Source organism: Microbacterium maritypicum MF109, from assembly GCF_000455825.1.
In the GTDB taxonomy this organism is placed as follows: domain Bacteria; phylum Actinomycetota; class Actinomycetes; order Actinomycetales; family Microbacteriaceae; genus Microbacterium; species Microbacterium maritypicum_A.
The window spans coordinates 40,510-56,069 of record NZ_ATAO01000168.1 but is presented as its reverse complement, the minus strand read 5'-3'; the positions used below and the strand labels follow the sequence as shown (position 1 = coordinate 56,069).

General features: G+C 68.7%; 18 protein-coding genes. 5 read left to right on the top strand and 13 right to left on the bottom strand.

Annotated elements, in window-relative coordinates; genetic code table 11:
* Position 1 precedes the first annotated feature (1 nt).
* The 3 genes from L687_RS29940 to L687_RS43310 form a co-directional block, all read right to left on the bottom strand.
* A complete protein-coding gene (locus L687_RS29940; protein ID WP_084487301.1) occupies positions 2-1,222 on the bottom strand; it encodes a peptidoglycan-binding protein in 1,221 nt (406 codons plus the stop codon).
* Between the two features lie 63 nt (positions 1,223-1,285).
* Positions 1,286-2,158, bottom strand: a complete 873-nt coding sequence (locus L687_RS29935) for a hypothetical protein (protein ID WP_021199483.1) — start codon at positions 2,156-2,158, stop codon at positions 1,286-1,288.
* 29 nt (positions 2,159-2,187) lie between these two features.
* Positions 2,188-2,637 (bottom strand): peptidase inhibitor family I36 protein, encoded by a 450-nt coding sequence (locus L687_RS43310; RefSeq protein ID WP_084487299.1) that lies wholly within the window; start codon positions 2,635-2,637, stop codon positions 2,188-2,190.
* A gap of 235 nt (positions 2,638-2,872) precedes the next feature.
* Between L687_RS43310 and L687_RS29925 the strand changes: the two genes are divergently transcribed.
* Together L687_RS29925 and pnuC are read left to right on the top strand one after the other, a co-directional pair.
* Positions 2,873-3,400 (top strand): GNAT family N-acetyltransferase, encoded by a 528-nt coding sequence (locus L687_RS29925; RefSeq protein WP_021199481.1) that lies wholly within the window; start codon positions 2,873-2,875, stop codon positions 3,398-3,400.
* Positions 3,401-3,402: 2 nt separating this feature from the next.
* Complete coding sequence (pnuC, locus tag L687_RS29920; RefSeq protein WP_021199480.1) at positions 3,403-4,116, top strand: nicotinamide riboside transporter PnuC; 714 nt, start codon at positions 3,403-3,405, stop codon at positions 4,114-4,116.
* A gap of 67 nt (positions 4,117-4,183) precedes the next feature.
* Here pnuC and L687_RS29915 read toward each other — a convergent pair whose 3' ends face one another.
* The 7 genes from L687_RS29915 to L687_RS29885 form a co-directional block, all read right to left on the bottom strand.
* Positions 4,184-5,551 carry a heparan-alpha-glucosaminide N-acetyltransferase domain-containing protein gene (locus L687_RS29915; protein WP_021199479.1) on the bottom strand — a complete coding sequence of 456 codons (1,368 nt, stop codon included), beginning with the start codon at positions 5,549-5,551 and terminating at the stop codon, positions 4,184-4,186.
* A 130-nt stretch (positions 5,552-5,681) separates the two neighbouring features.
* Positions 5,682-6,419: an amino acid ABC transporter ATP-binding protein gene (locus L687_RS29910; protein WP_021199478.1), complete on the bottom strand. Its 738-nt coding sequence runs from the start codon at positions 6,417-6,419 to the stop codon at positions 5,682-5,684.
* Entirely contained in the window at positions 6,416-7,282 is an 867-nt protein-coding gene (locus L687_RS29905) for an amino acid ABC transporter permease (RefSeq protein WP_021199477.1), read from the bottom strand. The genes L687_RS29910 and L687_RS29905 overlap by 4 nt, the downstream gene beginning before the upstream one ends.
* Positions 7,279-8,130, bottom strand: coding sequence for an ABC transporter substrate-binding protein (locus L687_RS29900; protein WP_021199476.1), 852 nt, complete (start codon positions 8,128-8,130; stop codon positions 7,279-7,281). Before L687_RS29900 ends, L687_RS29905 begins: the two co-directional genes overlap by 4 nt.
* A gap of 77 nt (positions 8,131-8,207) precedes the next feature.
* Positions 8,208-8,636, bottom strand: a complete 429-nt coding sequence (locus tag L687_RS29895) for a cupin domain-containing protein (protein WP_021199475.1) — start codon at positions 8,634-8,636, stop codon at positions 8,208-8,210.
* Positions 8,633-9,928, bottom strand: coding sequence for an amidohydrolase family protein (locus L687_RS29890; RefSeq protein WP_021199474.1), 1,296 nt, complete (start codon positions 9,926-9,928; stop codon positions 8,633-8,635). Before L687_RS29890 ends, L687_RS29895 begins: the two co-directional genes overlap by 4 nt.
* The gene (locus tag L687_RS29885) at positions 9,925-11,382 is read right to left on the bottom strand and encodes an adenosylhomocysteinase (RefSeq protein WP_021199473.1); all 1,458 of its coding nucleotides are present in this window, start codon (positions 11,380-11,382) and stop codon (positions 9,925-9,927) included. The genes L687_RS29890 and L687_RS29885 overlap by 4 nt, the downstream gene beginning before the upstream one ends.
* A 121-nt stretch (positions 11,383-11,503) precedes the next feature.
* On the opposite strand from L687_RS29885, the gene L687_RS29880 reads away from it, so the two are divergent.
* Positions 11,504-12,886, top strand: coding sequence for an LLM class flavin-dependent oxidoreductase (locus L687_RS29880; protein ID WP_021199472.1), 1,383 nt, complete (start codon positions 11,504-11,506; stop codon positions 12,884-12,886).
* A 73-nt stretch (positions 12,887-12,959) separates the two neighbouring features.
* On the opposite strand, the gene L687_RS42770 is transcribed toward L687_RS29880, so the two are convergent.
* The gene (locus L687_RS42770) at positions 12,960-13,136 is read right to left on the bottom strand and encodes a hypothetical protein (RefSeq protein WP_021199471.1); all 177 of its coding nucleotides are present in this window, start codon (positions 13,134-13,136) and stop codon (positions 12,960-12,962) included.
* A gap of 17 nt (positions 13,137-13,153) precedes the next feature.
* Positions 13,154-13,522 (bottom strand): hypothetical protein, encoded by a 369-nt coding sequence (locus L687_RS29870; RefSeq protein ID WP_021199470.1) that lies wholly within the window; start codon positions 13,520-13,522, stop codon positions 13,154-13,156.
* 54 nt (positions 13,523-13,576) lie between these two features.
* Here L687_RS29870 and L687_RS29865 point away from each other — a divergent pair, with 54 nt between their 5' ends.
* A complete protein-coding gene (locus tag L687_RS29865) occupies positions 13,577-14,326 on the top strand; it encodes a DeoR/GlpR family DNA-binding transcription regulator (RefSeq protein ID WP_021199469.1) in 750 nt (249 codons plus the stop codon).
* On the opposite strand, the gene L687_RS29860 is transcribed toward L687_RS29865, so the two are convergent.
* A complete protein-coding gene (locus L687_RS29860) occupies positions 14,310-15,056 on the bottom strand; it encodes a MerR family transcriptional regulator (protein WP_031207160.1) in 747 nt (248 codons plus the stop codon). The two genes, L687_RS29865 and L687_RS29860, sit on opposite strands and share 17 nt — an antisense overlap.
* A 61-nt stretch (positions 15,057-15,117) precedes the next feature.
* Here L687_RS29860 and L687_RS29855 point away from each other — a divergent pair, with 61 nt between their 5' ends.
* Positions 15,118-15,558, top strand: a complete 441-nt coding sequence (locus L687_RS29855) for a DUF6194 family protein (RefSeq protein WP_031207158.1) — start codon at positions 15,118-15,120, stop codon at positions 15,556-15,558.
* Positions 15,559-15,560 lie beyond the last annotated feature (2 nt).

Sequence of the window (15,560 nt, the reverse complement as noted above, 5' to 3'; positions counted from 1 at the left end):
GTCAACCGACTCGAACCAGTTCGCCGGCCTTCAGGGCACCTTCGTCGCGCGGCTCGACGGCTACCTCGCCCTGCAGTGTGCCCAGGACTGTGACCGGCACCTCGAGGAGCGTTCCGTCGGCCTGCTGCTTCGTCAGAACGTTCTTGTCAGGCCCCCGGTCCGACACGGCGAGAACCGGGACGATCAGCGCGTCCTCGGCCACGATCTGCTTGATCACCGCCACCCGCGCCCGCCCCGACGACCCCGGCAGCGCTGTTTTCGGAACCACGGCGAAAGTGACCTCGGGTGCGGCCTGTTCCGCATCACCGTTCGAGCCCGATCCCTCTGAGTCTTCGGCCGAGTCAGAGGGGCGGATGTCTCCCACGATGCCCTCGACCTCAGTGCCACCGATCGAGATCACAGCCGCGTCTCCTGCGACCACATCCCCGAGATCGGTGACGGGAACCGTGATCGTGACCACCAGATCCGCCGACCCGAGGATGAAGTCCGGCACACCCTCCGCCGCCAAACGCTGCCCGACCTGAACACCTTTCACGACCTGCGCGGACGCAGAAGGCATCGCCAGAATTTCGGCGACAGGAACATACCCCTCGGCAGCCGGCGCCTTCTCGCTCGGATCCGGCGCCTTCTCGCCCCCCTCCGAGCTCGTCTTCTCCGCCGCGGCACTGCGAGTGGGGGCCTCATAGCCATTGTCCTGATACCAGCGCTTCACCGCCGCAGCCGTCTCGCCTCCGAACCGCCCATCGGCGTTGAGCTGGTACGACCGCGCCACGAGTGCAGCCTGCAATGCCTCGACATCCGGGCCACGATCCCCGACGCCCATGTCGCGGTAGAAGGAGAAGGCCGACTGCACACCGAAGAGAGGGCGCCCGTTGACCTCGGTGAGAACCTGCCCCGAAGAAGCGGTCGCACCCGTCGCCAGTGGGCGTTCGGTGACGACGGTGAGCGACGCTTCCGCGACAGGGAGCACCGTCACCGGAGTCTGCGTCGACGGCCCCGCCTGCCCGGTGAAGCCGACCTCGCCAGCCAGCGCCCCCTGCGTGACCTCTGCGAAGACCGGCCCGGGGGCGGGCGCCTTGGCGTTGGCCTCCTGCTGCGCCGACGACTGGAACTGCGCCGCAAACCAAAACCCGGCACCGATCAGCGCCACAATCAGCACCACGGCGATCACGGCCATCCAACGGGACCGTCTCGCCGTCTCCGGCACACCTACGTCATCCATCGGACTCTCATCACTCACTGATCGGCCAAGGCTCGTTACCGAGCCAACTCTCGCGCCGCCTCTCTAGGGCGCGGCTGGCGCGTTCTCCGCCACGATCGTCAGCAGCTTCTTCTTCCGTTCGATCGCTTCCGCACGAATCCGATCGAGCTTGTCCCTGTTCTCCGCGACGAACTTCTCCTGCTCCTCCCAATTCCGCTCATACCAGAGCGAGGCCCACCCACTCGACTCCTGGCACTCCGCATCAGCAACAGCCGCAGCAAGCTCCTCCGCCGAAGGCGCGGACGACGACCCGGTCACCGCACCCCACACCTCTGCCACCTCATAAGGAGCTCCTTCCCAAGGTTGCTCTTGAGTCACCGCGTAATCCACCCGTGGGGTCAGACACTCCCGCCAGGCTTTCACCGCCTTGACCACATCCGGATCCTGCTCCACGATGTCCCAAGCCTGGGCGGATAGCTCAGCGTTGTAGTTCAGCCCGTCGGCGGTGGATGCGAAGTCCTTGTCTTTCGCGCGGATCTTGTCAGTGCAGGCCACGAGCGCGTCATCCAGTTCCTGATTCGGAAAGTACGAATCCACTGTCTCTGTGTATGTCAACCACAGCTCAGCGCTCTCCGGATCATCCAGCCGCGCGAAATGGTAACCCCACTTCTTTGCCAGTTCCAGATTGAACAGCCGCAGACCTACCCGGTTGAAGTCTTCCGCACGGGGGAAGTCGGTATCCTGCCACGGCACCGGCCACTCATACCCCTGCGCACCCAGACAATCCGAGATCAACAACTGCTCCGCATAGTTGTCCAGGTCCGGGGAATACACGACGAACTCATCAAGAGGCATCTTCCAAGCCGCTTGATTCCTCACCCCCGCATCCGCCTCACTGTCGGACGCGGTACACCCCACCAGACCCCCGGCAACCGTGACCGCAAGGACGGTCGCCATGACCAGGCGGCCACCTACGCGCGGAGAAGTCACCGGCATAGAGCCGAACCAACGCTACTGAGGGTGCCGCTGAAGTATCCCGACTCGATCTCGTCGTTATAGCTACCCACATTGCCGAAGCCCTGCCCCCGGAGGATAAGGAGGCCCTTCCCTCCTGTCTGGTTCTGTCCTTTGTAGAGGTAGGAGTTCTGGGAGCGCCCGTTGTTGAAGGTGGAGGAGATGACGTCGCCGTAGGACCTCCAGCCGATGGCCATGACATCCACGCAGTTCGCGAACTTGTGCGTAGACGGCTGCTGCCAAGCATCATTCCCATAGTTGTAACCCGAGTAACTGCACGTGTACCCGGATGGGCAATCACTCGGCGCGGCTGCGGCAGGGCCCGCCAAGGCGAGAACTCCCACCCCGGACAGGACGAGTGCGATCAGCGCGCTGGCCGCTCTTGTGCGCCAGGTTGCGCGACGCGCGTGTTCCAAAGACATGAGATCCTCCGATGCACCCGTCAACTAAAACAATACGTTCTACACAGTAGACATGGTTCGTGTGCGCGTCTGTAGGCCGTTCGGGGGACAAGCGCGGTGCCCGCACGTCGCCCCCGTAACTGTTCGGCCGCAGCACGCCCAGCGCCCGTTCCTCCTGCTAGCGTCGGCGATGCGCACCCGAAGCGCCGAAGAAGGATGCGCACCCGAAGCGCAGAAGAAGAGAGAACGCCCGCCGATGACAGCCGTGCGAATCAGGGACGCCGAGACCGCCGATCTCGAGACCATCACCGCGATCCACAACCATGCCGTGCTGCACACCACCGCGATCTGGAACGAAGAGGCGGTCGACCTCGCCGACCGCGTCGCCTGGCTCGCCGATCGCACCGCCCGCGGCTACCCGGTCATCGTCGCCGTCGACGACACGGGGGTGCTGGGCTACGCGTCGTACGCGCAATGGCGTCCGCACAGCGGCTATCGCCACACGGTCGAGCACTCGGTCTACGTCCTCGACGGCCAGCACGGTCGCGGCATCGGCACCGCCCTCATGTCGGCGCTCGTCGATCGTGCGCGGGACGCGGGGATGCACGTGATGATCGCCGGGATCGAAAGCGGGAACGCCGCCTCCATCGCCCTGCACGAGCGCCTGGGCTTCGTCGAGGTCGGACGCATGCCGCAGGTCGGTGCCAAGTTCGGACGCTGGCTCGATTTGAACATGCTGCAGCTGGTGCTCGACGACCGCCCCGAACCCGACGCCGGATCCTGACGATGAACCTGCTGCAGTGGTTCGTCGACGCCTTCAACTCGCAGTGGATGCTGCCCGGCGGGCAGACGCTCCTGGTCCGGGAGGTCGTGGGCAACGCGTTCGGTCTCGCCAGCGCGCTCGGCGGCATGCGACGCAAGGTGTGGGCATGGCCGGTCGGCATCATCGGCAACCTGCTGCTGCTCACCGTCTTCCTCGGCTCCGCTCTCAGCCCCGATCCGTCACTGCCGCACCTGCTCGGCCAGGCCGGGCGGCAGATCATGTTCATCGCGGTCGCCATCTACGGATGGGTGCGCTGGCGGAACCTCGACGGCGGACGCGTGGTCCCCCGCTGGGCGCCGACGAGCGCCCGCATCGGCATGGTGCTGGTGATGATCGTCGGCACGGTCGCCCTGACCCCGCTGTTCCGCCTGCTGGGATCGTGGGAGCCGGTGTGGGCCGACGCCTGGACGTTCGTCGGCTCGCTGCTGGCCACCTACGGCATGGCGAAGGGCTGGACCGAGTTCTGGCTGGTCTGGATCGCTGTCGACGTCGTCGGGGTGCCGCTGCTGTTCAGCTCCGGCTACTACGCCACCGGCTTCATGTACGTCTTCTACGGCGTCTTCACCGCGATCGGCTTCGTGATCTGGTGGCGGGCGCAGCGCACCGCCGCGCATCCGATCGAGATCCTGCCGCCCGACCCGAGCCCGCGACGGCCGGAGGAGGAAGAGCTCGCCTGAGCTCCCCTCCCCCCGGACGCCCCCCTCCGCCGCCTCGATGTCGCCCCTCCTCGACACGAGGCCGTCTTCAGTCCCGGCGCTTCGCCGTGCGCGTCGTCTTCACTGTCAGCGCCATGGCGTCGGCCGCCCACGCCGTGAGTCGTTCGAGCGGCCCCTTGCCGACCGTGCGCGTCCAGATGAGCGCGCCGGCCATCATGAGCAGTGAGAGCGCGATCCACGGCAGCACCGGGTTGGGCAGCCAGGTCGCCGCCCCCGCCAGGATGAGGATCGCCTGGACGACGTAACCGGTGAGCGGAACCGCGCCGTAGGCCGCCAGCGGGAGAACGGCCCACCGCGCATACCGGGTCACCAGCAGGCACAGGCCGAGGACGGCCACCGCGAAGCCGCCGGATGCCAGCACCTCCAGCACGCCGCCGGAGTGGGCCGAGACGCTGATGACCGCTTCGAGCATCTTCGCGGGCGGGTCCTCCGAAGCCACGCGATCGATGTACGACTGCCCCTCTTCGATGCCGCCGCCGTCGTCCGTGAACAGCGAGGCCTTCTCCGGCGGGAAGCAGACGACGACGCCGTCACTGGTCTGGCACGCCAGTCCGGAGACGTCGACCTCGTCCCCGGGGATCATGCTGATCGAACCCGAACCCGAACCCGAACCGGACGTGGAGCTCGACGACGCGACTTCCTGCGGCGGCGACGTGAGGAGCGCACCCAGCGCGTAACCGCCGATCGCGATCAGTCCTCCGCAGACGAGCATGACGACTGCCGTCTTCACCCGGGTCAGGTCGAGGCGTCCGATCACGAGACCGGCGCAGAGCAGCGCAGCCCAGACCGTGATCGGGTAGGTGCCGAACAGCACCAGCGACAGCCCCGGGCCGCCCAGATCCGGCGAGAGCGTGCCGATCAGGGCGAGCAGCGGCGGACCGAGGATGCCGAGTGCCGCCCCCGCGATCACCAGCACCCTGGTGCGCAGGTGCACCGTGAACGCCGCCAGGATGTACAGCACGCCGTAGAGCGTGAGGATCACGGCGATTCCCGAGCCCAGCAGCTCGACCACGAGCCCGATCACGAAGATCGCCGCCCCGCGACCGACCAGGCGCAACCGGATCTTCCGGAGCTCGTCCGGTGACGCGGTACGGGCACCGCCCGTCATCAGCGCGAGCGAGACCCCGGCCAGCAGGGCGAACAGGATCGAGGAGCGACCGTTGACGATGTCCAGCCATGTCGACGGGTCGGTCAGGGTCAGGTCGGGACCGCTCGCGACCATCAGATGTGCGCCGAACATCCCCACCAGGGCGAGTCCGCGCGCGACGTCGACGCCGACGATGCGGCGCCGACGTGTGGAGGCGCCTCCGCCGCGGCGTGGGCCGTCGCCGGAGTCGGCCGCGGAGGCGTCGGCCGTCGGCGCGGCGGAAGACGGGATGATGTGGGGCGTGCTCACGTGGGACCTCTCGAGGAATCGGCGGAGACCTCAAGCTCAGCACGCGCCTCCGAGGGCGCGCATCCACCCTCAGTACCGCTTCGATCCGTCGAGCGGATGAGCGTCGACGCCGCGCGCTTCCCGCCGGGCGTCAGTGCTGCACGCGCGCCAGGAACTCCGCGGTGGCCGCCTGCTGCGGGGCATCGAACACCTGGGAGGGCGGTCCCTGCTCGACGACGACACCGTGCTCGAGGAACACGATGCGGTCGGCGACCTCACGCGCGAACGACATCTCGTGGGTCGCCATCACGATCGTGGCGCCCTGCTGCTTCAGCTGTCGCACCAGATCGAGCACCTCGCCCACCAGTTGCGGGTCGAGGGCGCTGGTGATCTCGTCGAGCAGCAGCACCTCGGGCTGCGTGAGCACCGCGCGCACGATCGCCACGCGCTGCTGCTGTCCGCCGGAGAGCCGGTCGGGGTACTCGTCGGCCTTGGCGCCGAGGCCGAGCGTGTCGAGCAACGCGCGTGCCTGGGCGCGCGCCTCCGTCTTGCGCATGCCGTGCACGCGCACGGCGGCGAGCGTGACGTTGTCGAGCACGGTCAGGTGCGGGAACAGGTTGAAGTGCTGGAACACGACCCCGATCCGGGCCCGCACCGCGTCGGCGTCCACCCGCGGGTCGGTGATGTCCTCGCCGGAGAGGAAGATCTGCCCGTCGTCGATGCCCTCGATGAGGTTCATGGTCTTGAGGAGGGTCGACTTGCCCGAGCCGGACGCGCCGATCAGCACGACCACCTCGTGCGTGCCGACCGCGAGGTCGATGCCGCGCAGCACGTCATGATCGCCGAAGCGCTTGCGCACACCCCTGGCCTCGATCACGGGCACGCTCATACGACTCCTCCGGCTTGCTCGCGCTTGTTCAGACGCGCGGTGACGACATCGGTCAGGCGGATCATCGGCCAGCTGAGCACGATGAACATGAGGCCGGCGACGACGTACGGTGTGAAGTTGTAGGTCTCGGCGACCATCAGCTGTGCCGCACGGACCGCATCGACGGCGCCGAGCACCGAGATCAGCCCCACGTCCTTCTGCATCGAGACGAAGTCGTTCATGAGGGCGGGGACGACCTTGCGCACGCCCTGCGGGATCACGACGATCCGGAGCGTCTGCCCGTGGGTCAGCCCGAGCGACCGCGCGGCGATGCGCTGCGAGGGATGCACGGCCTCCATGCCTGCACGGAGCACCTCGGCGACATAGGCGGAGTAGGTGAGGACCAGCGCGATCGTGCCCCAGAACATCGGGGGCATGCGCGGGAAGATCATCAGCGCGGGGATGCCGAACCCCACGAGGTACAGCACGATCAGCAGCGGGATGCCACGGAAGAAGTCGGTGTAGGCCGCGGCGATCGCGCGCAGAGGGAAGAACACCGGGCCGCGCAGCGAGCGCATGGTGGCCAGGAGCGTGCCGAGGATCGCGACGCACACCACGGCGATGACGAGCACCAGGAGGTTGACGAGCAGTCCCTGGAAGATCGGACCGATGCTCTCCAGCGCGACCTGCGGATCGAAGAACGTCTGGCTGACGATCGCCCAGCCGGGGGTGTTGACGACGACGACGACGAGCACCGCCAACAGGGTGATGCTGCTGCCGAACGCGATCAGGATGGATCGGGTGGTCGCCCGACGCCGCAGAGCGCGGCGTGACAGCTCGAGTTCGCTCGGCTGCCACTCCGCGTCGACGGAGGTCGAGGTCATTTCAGGACGGGGACGTCGACCGCGTCGCTGAGCCACTTCTGCTGCAGCTCGTCGAGCGTGCCATCGTCGCGCAGGGCGTCGACGGCCTTGGTGACGTCGGCCGTGAGCGCGGAGCCCTTGGGAAGGACGATGCCGAAGTCGTCGCCGCCGTTCGCGTCGGCGAACTGACCGGTCACCACGCCGTCGTCGAGCTGGGCACCGACGACGTAGAAGGCGCCGGGGAGGTCGGTGATCATGGCGTCGATCTGCCCGCCCTTGAGCGCGAGCACCACGTCGTCGACCGAGTTGAAGACGTTGAGGTTCGCTTCGCCGAGCTGGGCCTTGGCGACCGTGTAGCTGGTGGTCCCGCTGGCCACGCCGACCTTGGTGGCCTTGAGCTCGTCGATCGTGGTCGCCGATGCCGCGGGCGAGCCGCCGACCGCGACGACGGCCTGCGTGGTCGTGTAGTACGGCGACGAGAAGTCGACGGCCTTCTTGCGGTCATCCGTGATGGAGAACTGCTGCAGGTTGATGTCCCAGTCCTTGGGGCCCGGTGCGATGGCGCCGTCGAAGGTGGTGCGCACCCAGACGATGTCGTCGGCCGTGTAGCCGAGCTGCTCGGCGACGGCGTTGGCGACCGCGCCTTCGAAGCCCTCACCGTTGGAGGGGTCGTCGTCGACGAACCACGGCTCGTAGTTGGGCTCGCCGGTCGCGATCGTGAGCTTGCCCTCGGTCACGGTCGGAAGGCCCGAGCCGTCTCCGCTGCCGGAGCCCGTGGACGGCGAGCTGCAGGCGGAGAGGATGAGGGCGACGGCGGCGGCAGCAGCGGCGACGGCTGCAGCGCGGCGGAGGGCGGGAGCGAAGGGCACGATGACTCCAGGGCGAGGAAGGGTATGGAGAAGACGGCGAGGCAGGACGGGTCTGCTTCTGCAGACACGGTCTGCCTCTACAGAGTAGGCGATGCGGCGAGTCGCCAATCGGCGAAGTCGAAACCTGGGGACACGAAGCACGACACCAGCACCTCGTCGGCGTCGAGCGGCCTCGCGGCCTGCCAAACACCGGCCGGCACACGCACCTGCGCCGCCTCTTCGGGGCCGAGCACGATCGCCGTCCCCTCGCCCGGTTCCGCACCGTCTCCGCCGAGGCGGAGTTCGAGTCGGCCCGGCCCGTGCCACAGCCACAGCTCGTCGCTGGTCACGACGTGCCATTCGCTCTTCTCCGATGGCAGGAGGAGGTAGTGGATGCAGGTGGCCGCCGGCCGCTGACCGTTCGGCGTCTCGACGGGAAGCGGGCTCGTCCAGGTGCGGCGGAACCAGCCGCCTTCCGGATGCGGGGCGAGGTCGAGCCGCTCGGCGGTCGCGGGGCGCTGCGTCATGCGGGTGCTCCGGTTTCGGGGAAGGAGTCGACGGCGTAGCGCACCTCGCCGGAGACGATCGTGGCAGCTGTACGGCCGGCACCGTGCTCGACGAGTTCGACCACCGCATCGGGGCCCGCCGGGACGTCGAAAAAGGTGAGGTCGGCGAGGGCCCCCACGGCGAGGTAGCCGGTGCGGTCCGGGCCCACGTCGATCCCCATGGCGTGCGCACCGCCGAGGGTCGCGGCACCGAGCAGGCGCGCGTGCAGGTCGCGGTCGGTGTACCCCTGCGAGCGGGCGATGCGCGCGAGCTCCGCGACGTCGGCCAGCACGTCGAGCGACGGGCTCGACGACAGCGAGTCGGTGCCGACGGCGATCGGGCTGCCCTCGCGCAGGTACGCGGCGATCGGCGGCTCCTCGAGTCCGATGACGGCGTTCGACCGCGGGCACAGGGCCACCGTCGTGCGACGCTCCCGCAGGATGGCGCGGTCCCTGGCGCTCATGTAGACGCCGTGCGCGATATGGCAGTCGGGCCCGAGCACGCCGAGCTGATCGACGAACTCGGTGGCGCTGGTGCCGAATCCGGCCTGGCGCAGTTCTTGGAAGCTGGCGAGCCCGGCCGTGTGCCACGCCTGCGGATGCTCGTGAGCGAACTCGCTCTCGAACGCGGCCTCGCCGAGGTGGATGTGGATGCGTCCGCCGCGCTCGCGCACGATGTCGGGGATCTCCAGCAGCGGCTCGATGTCGAGCGAGTAGGGGGCGTGGGGTGAAAGGCCCGTCCCCGGCGGGGTCGGCAGGGCGTCGAGCGCCTGCTCCACCTGCGCGCGCCCGGTACGGGCCCAGTCGGCGTTGGTCCAGCTCATCACCTCCCAGTAGGTGATGCCGTGCAGCCGGGCATCGTGCAGCGCGGTCGCCGCCGCACGATCGGTCACGACATCGGCCACGGCCGTCGTGCCGGAACGCAGCGCCTGCATCGCACCGTCGGCCGCATCCGCCGCCCAGTCGCGACCGCCTTCGTACACCGGGTCGAAAGCGCGCACCCAGTCGTCGAAGCCGTCGTACTGCCCGCGCCCGACCGAGGCCATGCCGGTGTACTGCAGGTGCGTGTGCGCGTTCACGAGCCCGGGGGTCAGGACCCCGGGCCAGTGCACCTCGTCGGCGGCGATGCCCCGTTCGGACAGCGACCGCAGCACCCACTCGCGCTCTCCGACGTGCATGATGCGGCCGTCGCGCACCGCGACCGCGCCGTCGACGATCGGCGGCGCGGTGATCGGCACGACGAGCCCTGCGGAGTAGACGGTCACGGCAGTCATGCGGATTCTCCTCGGAATCGCGGCGAGCGCCATTCGCGCTGCGCTTCGACCTGCGCCGGGCTGCGCTGGTCGATGTGCGCGCCGCGCAGGGCGAGAGCGGCCGTCCCGATGACGGTGTCGGTCTCGTGCGGCAGCGCATGCACGCCGGCGGGCAGATCGTGCGCGAGGAGGTGCTCGACGGCGAAGAGCTGCACCGAGAACGAGAGGTCCATGATCTCGATCGGGTTGCCTTCGCCGGCAGACAGGTTCACGCACCCGCCTCGGGCGATCACGAGTGCACCTTCGCCGGCGCGCTCCACGAACGGAGAGGCTGCGCCGCTCGCACCCGCGAACGGTCGCAGCGTCGCAGGGTCGAGGTCGACCTCGTGTGGAACCCCGCCCGCGACCGCGACGATCGCCGCCGCTCGCAGCACCACGGCGTCGACCGTGTGCGGCGCCCCGGTGGCCGAGACGACGAGCGCTCCCGGGGCGAGGTCGTGCAGTCGTCCGATCCGATAGCCGTCGTGCGCGGCTCGGAGAGCACGCACCGGATCGGTCTCAGCGACGCCGACCTGCACGCCGAGGGCCCGCAGGTGCGCGGCGACACCCTCACCCACCGGGCCGTAGCCGACGACGACGGCAGGCTGGTCGCGGAGGTCGATGCCCACTTCGTCCAGCGCATCGGCGATCGCGAACACGCACGACTGGCCGGTGCCGTAGCGGTTGTCGAAGGAGGTCTTGGTCAGGGCGTCGTTCACCGCGATCACGGGGATCTCGAGCAGCCCCTCGCGCTCCATGAGCCGCAGCGGCGTGAGTCCGCTCGTCGTCTCCTCCGCCGCACCCCGCAGCTGCCGTGCGAGACCCTCTTCATGAGCGAGGCGGATCAGGTGCGAGCCGTCGTCGAGCAGCAGGTCGAAGCCGCGGCGCAGGAACGACACCGCGGCAGCGCGCTCCGCAGCACCGGAGAGCGAAGGATCACCGTCGACGGGGATGCCGCGGGAGCGCAGCACCTGGGCGACCTCGACGTCGATCTCATCGGGGTGGGCGTACACGGCGACCGCAGCACCGGCATCCCGCAGCAGCAGGGCGAGCTGGGCGGTCTTGGGCTCGAGCACCATCGCGATGCCGATCCGCACACCCTTCACCGTGCCGGCCTCGCGCAGGCGTCGCGCGCGATCGGTGGCGACGGGCATGTGACGTCCGGCCGCATCGACACGGTCGTGAGCCGTCTCACGCGCCGGGAGAGCCTTGCCGTCGAGCAGGATCTCGGGCGTCGCACCCGGTGCGAAGACGACTCCGTGGCCGACCGTGCCGGTGCTTCCGAGATGCGCACCGAAAGCGGGCAGCAGTCGACGCAGCTCGTCGGCCACGGCATCCGTTCCCACGACGGAGAAGTCGCGACCGGCCACGAGCAGGTTGGTCTCGCGGGCGAAGCGCCGCACCAGACGCTGGGCTGTCGCGGTCTCGTCGGTCACCAGTCAAGGGTAGAGCCCGCCGGGTGTGCCGACTGCCAGAGCGGAGGCTGTCGCACCCGAATGTGTCGGCGCGTGTCGGCGACCCTGGATTCCCCGGCGCCCTTCGCCTTTCATGGAGCCCATGACCCGTCAGATCCGCTTCAACGCCTTCGACATGAACTGCGTCGCCCACCAGTCGTCCGGCCTGTGGCGGCACCCCGACGACCGGTCGCGGCAGTACAACACCATCTCGTACTGGACCGATCTGGCGAAGCTGCTGGAGAGCGCGACCTTCGACGGCATCTTCATCGCCGACGTGCTCGGCACCTACGACGTGTACGGCGGCACGAACGAGGCCGCGATCCGCAACGGCGCGCAGGTGCCGGTGAACGACCCGATCCTGCTGGTGAGCGCGATGGCGGCCGTCACCGAGAACCTGGGCTTCGGCATCACGGCCGGCACCGCGTTCGAGCACCCCTATCCGTTCGCGCGCCGGCTGAGCACGCTCGACCACCTCACGCAGGGCCGCGTCGGCTGGAACGTCGTGACCGGCTATCTGCCCAGCGCCGCGCGCAACATGGGTCAGGAAGACCAGCTCGCCCACGACGACCGCTACGACCACGCGGACGAGTACGTCGAGGTGCTCTATAAGCTCTGGGAGGGCTCGTGGGAAGACGATGCCGTGGTCGAGGACCGCGAGCGCGGCATCTTCACCGACCCGGGCAAGGTGCACCCGATCGGGCATGAGGGCATGCACTTCAGCGTTCCCGGCATCCACATCTCCGAGCCGTCGCCGCAGCGCACGCCGGTGATCTACCAGGCCGGCGCGAGCCCGCGGGGCGTGAAGTTCGCGGCCGAGAACGCCGAGGCCATCTTCGTCGCCGCGCCCTCGAAGGAGGTGCTCGCCGGCACCGTGAAGCGCATCCGCGATGCCCTCGAAGCGGCGGGCCGCGACCGGTACGACGCCCGCATCTACACGCTTCTCACCGTGATCACCGCCGCGACGAGCGAGGAGGCGACGGCGAAGCACGCCGAGTACCTCTCCTACGCGAGCCCCGAGGGTGCGCTCACGTTCATGTCGGGATGGATGGGCGTCGACCTGTCGCAGTACGCCGAGGACGAGCCGGTCGGCAACGTCGAGTCCAACGCGATCCAGTCCGTGCTGCAGCATCTGAAGGAGGAGGCCGACCTCGGCCGCGAGTGGACGGTCGGCGACTTCGGACGCCACAACGCGATCGGCGGCCTCGGGCCCACGATCGTCGGATCCGGCACTGAGATCGCCGACGAGCTGCAGTCCTGGGTCGACGAGACCGACATCGACGGCTTCAATCTCGCCTACGCGGTCACCCCCGGCACCTGGCAGGACATCATCGAGCACGTGATCCCGGTGCTGCGCGAGCGCGGCGCCTACCCCGAGGAGTACGCGCCGGGCACACTCCGCAACAAGCTCCACGGCCGTGGCGACCGCGTGCAGGACACGCACCGCGCCGCGAAGTACCGGGTCGGCGCGTTCGCCAAGGCGTAGCCGCTCTCGAATCGCGCACGTGGTCGCTTCCGCGGCGAATCGGCGACCAGGTGCGCGATTCGACGGCCGTGGGTCAGTCGTCGCTGCGGGCGAAGATCCCACGCAGGACGAGGAAGACCACCACGGCCACGACCGCGACGATCGCGAGCTTGAAGATGAACGCGAGGACCGAGAACAGGGCGCTCACGATCCACCACGCGATCACGACGGCGAGGATGACGCCGAGGATGGTCCAGAGGTTCTTGGTCATGCCTCCAGCCTACGGAATCACCGCCGGGGGATCTCCTCGAGGGAGCGGTAGACCGGCAGCCCGCGCTGCTGCGCGATCTCGACGTCCTTGTCGGCACCGGACGACTCCCCCGGCAGGCGCAGCACGGCGTCGCAGTGCTGCAGCAGGCGGTGCGCAGTCTCGTACATGACGTCACCGGCATCGGCATCGGCATCGGAGTCGGCCGGCTCGAGCGTGCGCAGGATCGGCAGCGCGACCCACTCCCCGATCATCGGCACGTGGCCGAGGCGGAAGATCGGGCCCGAGACCTCCTCCAGGCGCGCGAGGTTCCGGGCGATGAGGTCGGGGTCGCCGTTCGTCCCGGAGCGATAGGGGCCGGCGATGAGGATCAGGAGTGGCTTCGTCATGGAGATGACTGTAGTCTGAATCATGCACAATCGTGCAACTTCGTGAGGAAACAAATGCTCGCTGCGCAACGCAAGGACCACCTGCTCGACCTTCTCGCCCGCGACGGACGCGTCGTCGCGAAAGCGGTGGCCGACGAGCTCGGAGTGTCGGAAGACGCCATCCGCCGAGATCTCCGCGAACTCGCCGAGGAGGGGAAGCTCCAGCGGGTGTACGGCGGCGCCCTGCCGATCCCCGAGCCCGAACGACCGGTGCGCGACCGGCACGGCCTCGCGACCGAGAGCAAGGAGCGGGTGGCACGTGCGGCCGTCGCGCGCATCCGTCCCGGAGCGACGATCGTGCTGGACGCCGGGACCACGACCCTCGCGATGGCTCGGCTGCTCCCCTCCGGCGCCGGCATCACGGTCATCACCCCGAGTCCCGTCGTCGCGCTCTCCGTGGCCGAACACTCCGACGCCCGTGTGGTCATGATCGGCGGGGAGCTCACCCGGCACTCCCTGGTCACCGGCGGAGGACTCGCGATGGAGGCCATCCAGCACCTCGCCGCCGATGTGTTCTTCCTCGGCGTGACCGGCGTCGATCCCCTGCACGGTCTCACGACGGGTGAGCTCGACGACGCGGTGACGAAGCGGGCACTCGCTTCGCGGTGCACGGAGACCGTGGTGCTGGCCAGCGAAGAGAAGGTCGGTGCCGCCGCTCGCTTTCCTGTCCTCCCGTTCGAGGCGATCACCGCGATCATCACCGATCCGCTCGACGCGAATCCGATCGTCGAGCGGCTCGCCGCACTGATCAGCGCTCGGGAGTGACCGACGATCCCGCCCCGGGGAGACGGTCGGCGAGCAGGTCGTGCAGGTGCCCCGCGGTACCGAGCAGGGCGACGCTACGGCGCGTGAGGTCGGCCAGCCTCTCCGTGAGGATCCGCTGAACTTCGGAGGTGCGACCGTGCGTGCGCACCTCGTCGAGGATGCGGGCGATCGCCGGAATGCGGTAGCCGCCGGAGCGGAGAGCCGCTGCCACCCGCGCCTCGGTGATCGCGGCGGAACCGTAGGAACGGGTCGACGCCGCACCCCGCAGCGGATGCACGAGCTCCTCGCGCTCCCAGTGACGCAAGGCCGACGGACGGATGCCCAGCGCCTGGGCGAGTTCGCCGATCGTCATCGCGTCCTCCTCGGCGAACACGTCGTCGGCCTCGGCCACGGCGACATCGAGTCCGCTCAGCGCCTCCCGCACCCGAGAACGCTCACGGGAGAGGTTCGCGTGCAGATCGTCGATCCGCTCGGCGGCTCGCTCGAGCGTCCCCTCGATCAGGTCCGGCATGAGCCGGCGGGCGGGCACCGGGCCGAGCGCGGCTGCCATCGCGCGGTACGCCTGCAGGGCCGTGACATGCGGCATCCGATACCGGCGATACCCGTTCGCACCGCGCTCTGCCGCGGGGATGACGCCGAGACTCTCGAGGTCGCGCACCTGCTGAGTCGAGTATCCGGCGAGCCGTCCGAGCTGCATCGTCGTGAATGTCGCCTCTTGAGGGTTTTGCACCTTCTCCCCCTTCGTTTACGGACAGAAGTCCAGATAAGCACTTCCACCTCACCATTGAAGGATGGAAATGCAGAAGATCATCGAGACGGTCCGCGGGCTCGACGGTGTCCTGATCGTCGAGCCCGAAGCAGGCAGCGACTTTCCGGAGCTGTCATGGGGAGACGCCTACCTCTACTACGCACCCGATGGGCGGATGCCGGAGCGCACCCAGCCGTACGGGACGATCATCACGAAGGACTACCCAGACGACACCTCGTCCGCCTTGAACGCTCCAGGACGCTTCCGGGTGAACATCCACGTCGGGCGCGCACAGACCGAGTCGATCGTGGATGCTGACGCTGATCCGACCGAGGCCGACGTGTTCCACCGGCATCCGCTCTACGGCATGTCCGGTTGGGTGTGCGTGATCAACCCTGCGGAACGGACGGCGGATGCGGTGCTCACCCTTCTTCGCGAGGCGCACGAGGCCGCACGATCACGCATCGAACGCCGAGCGAGGTGAGC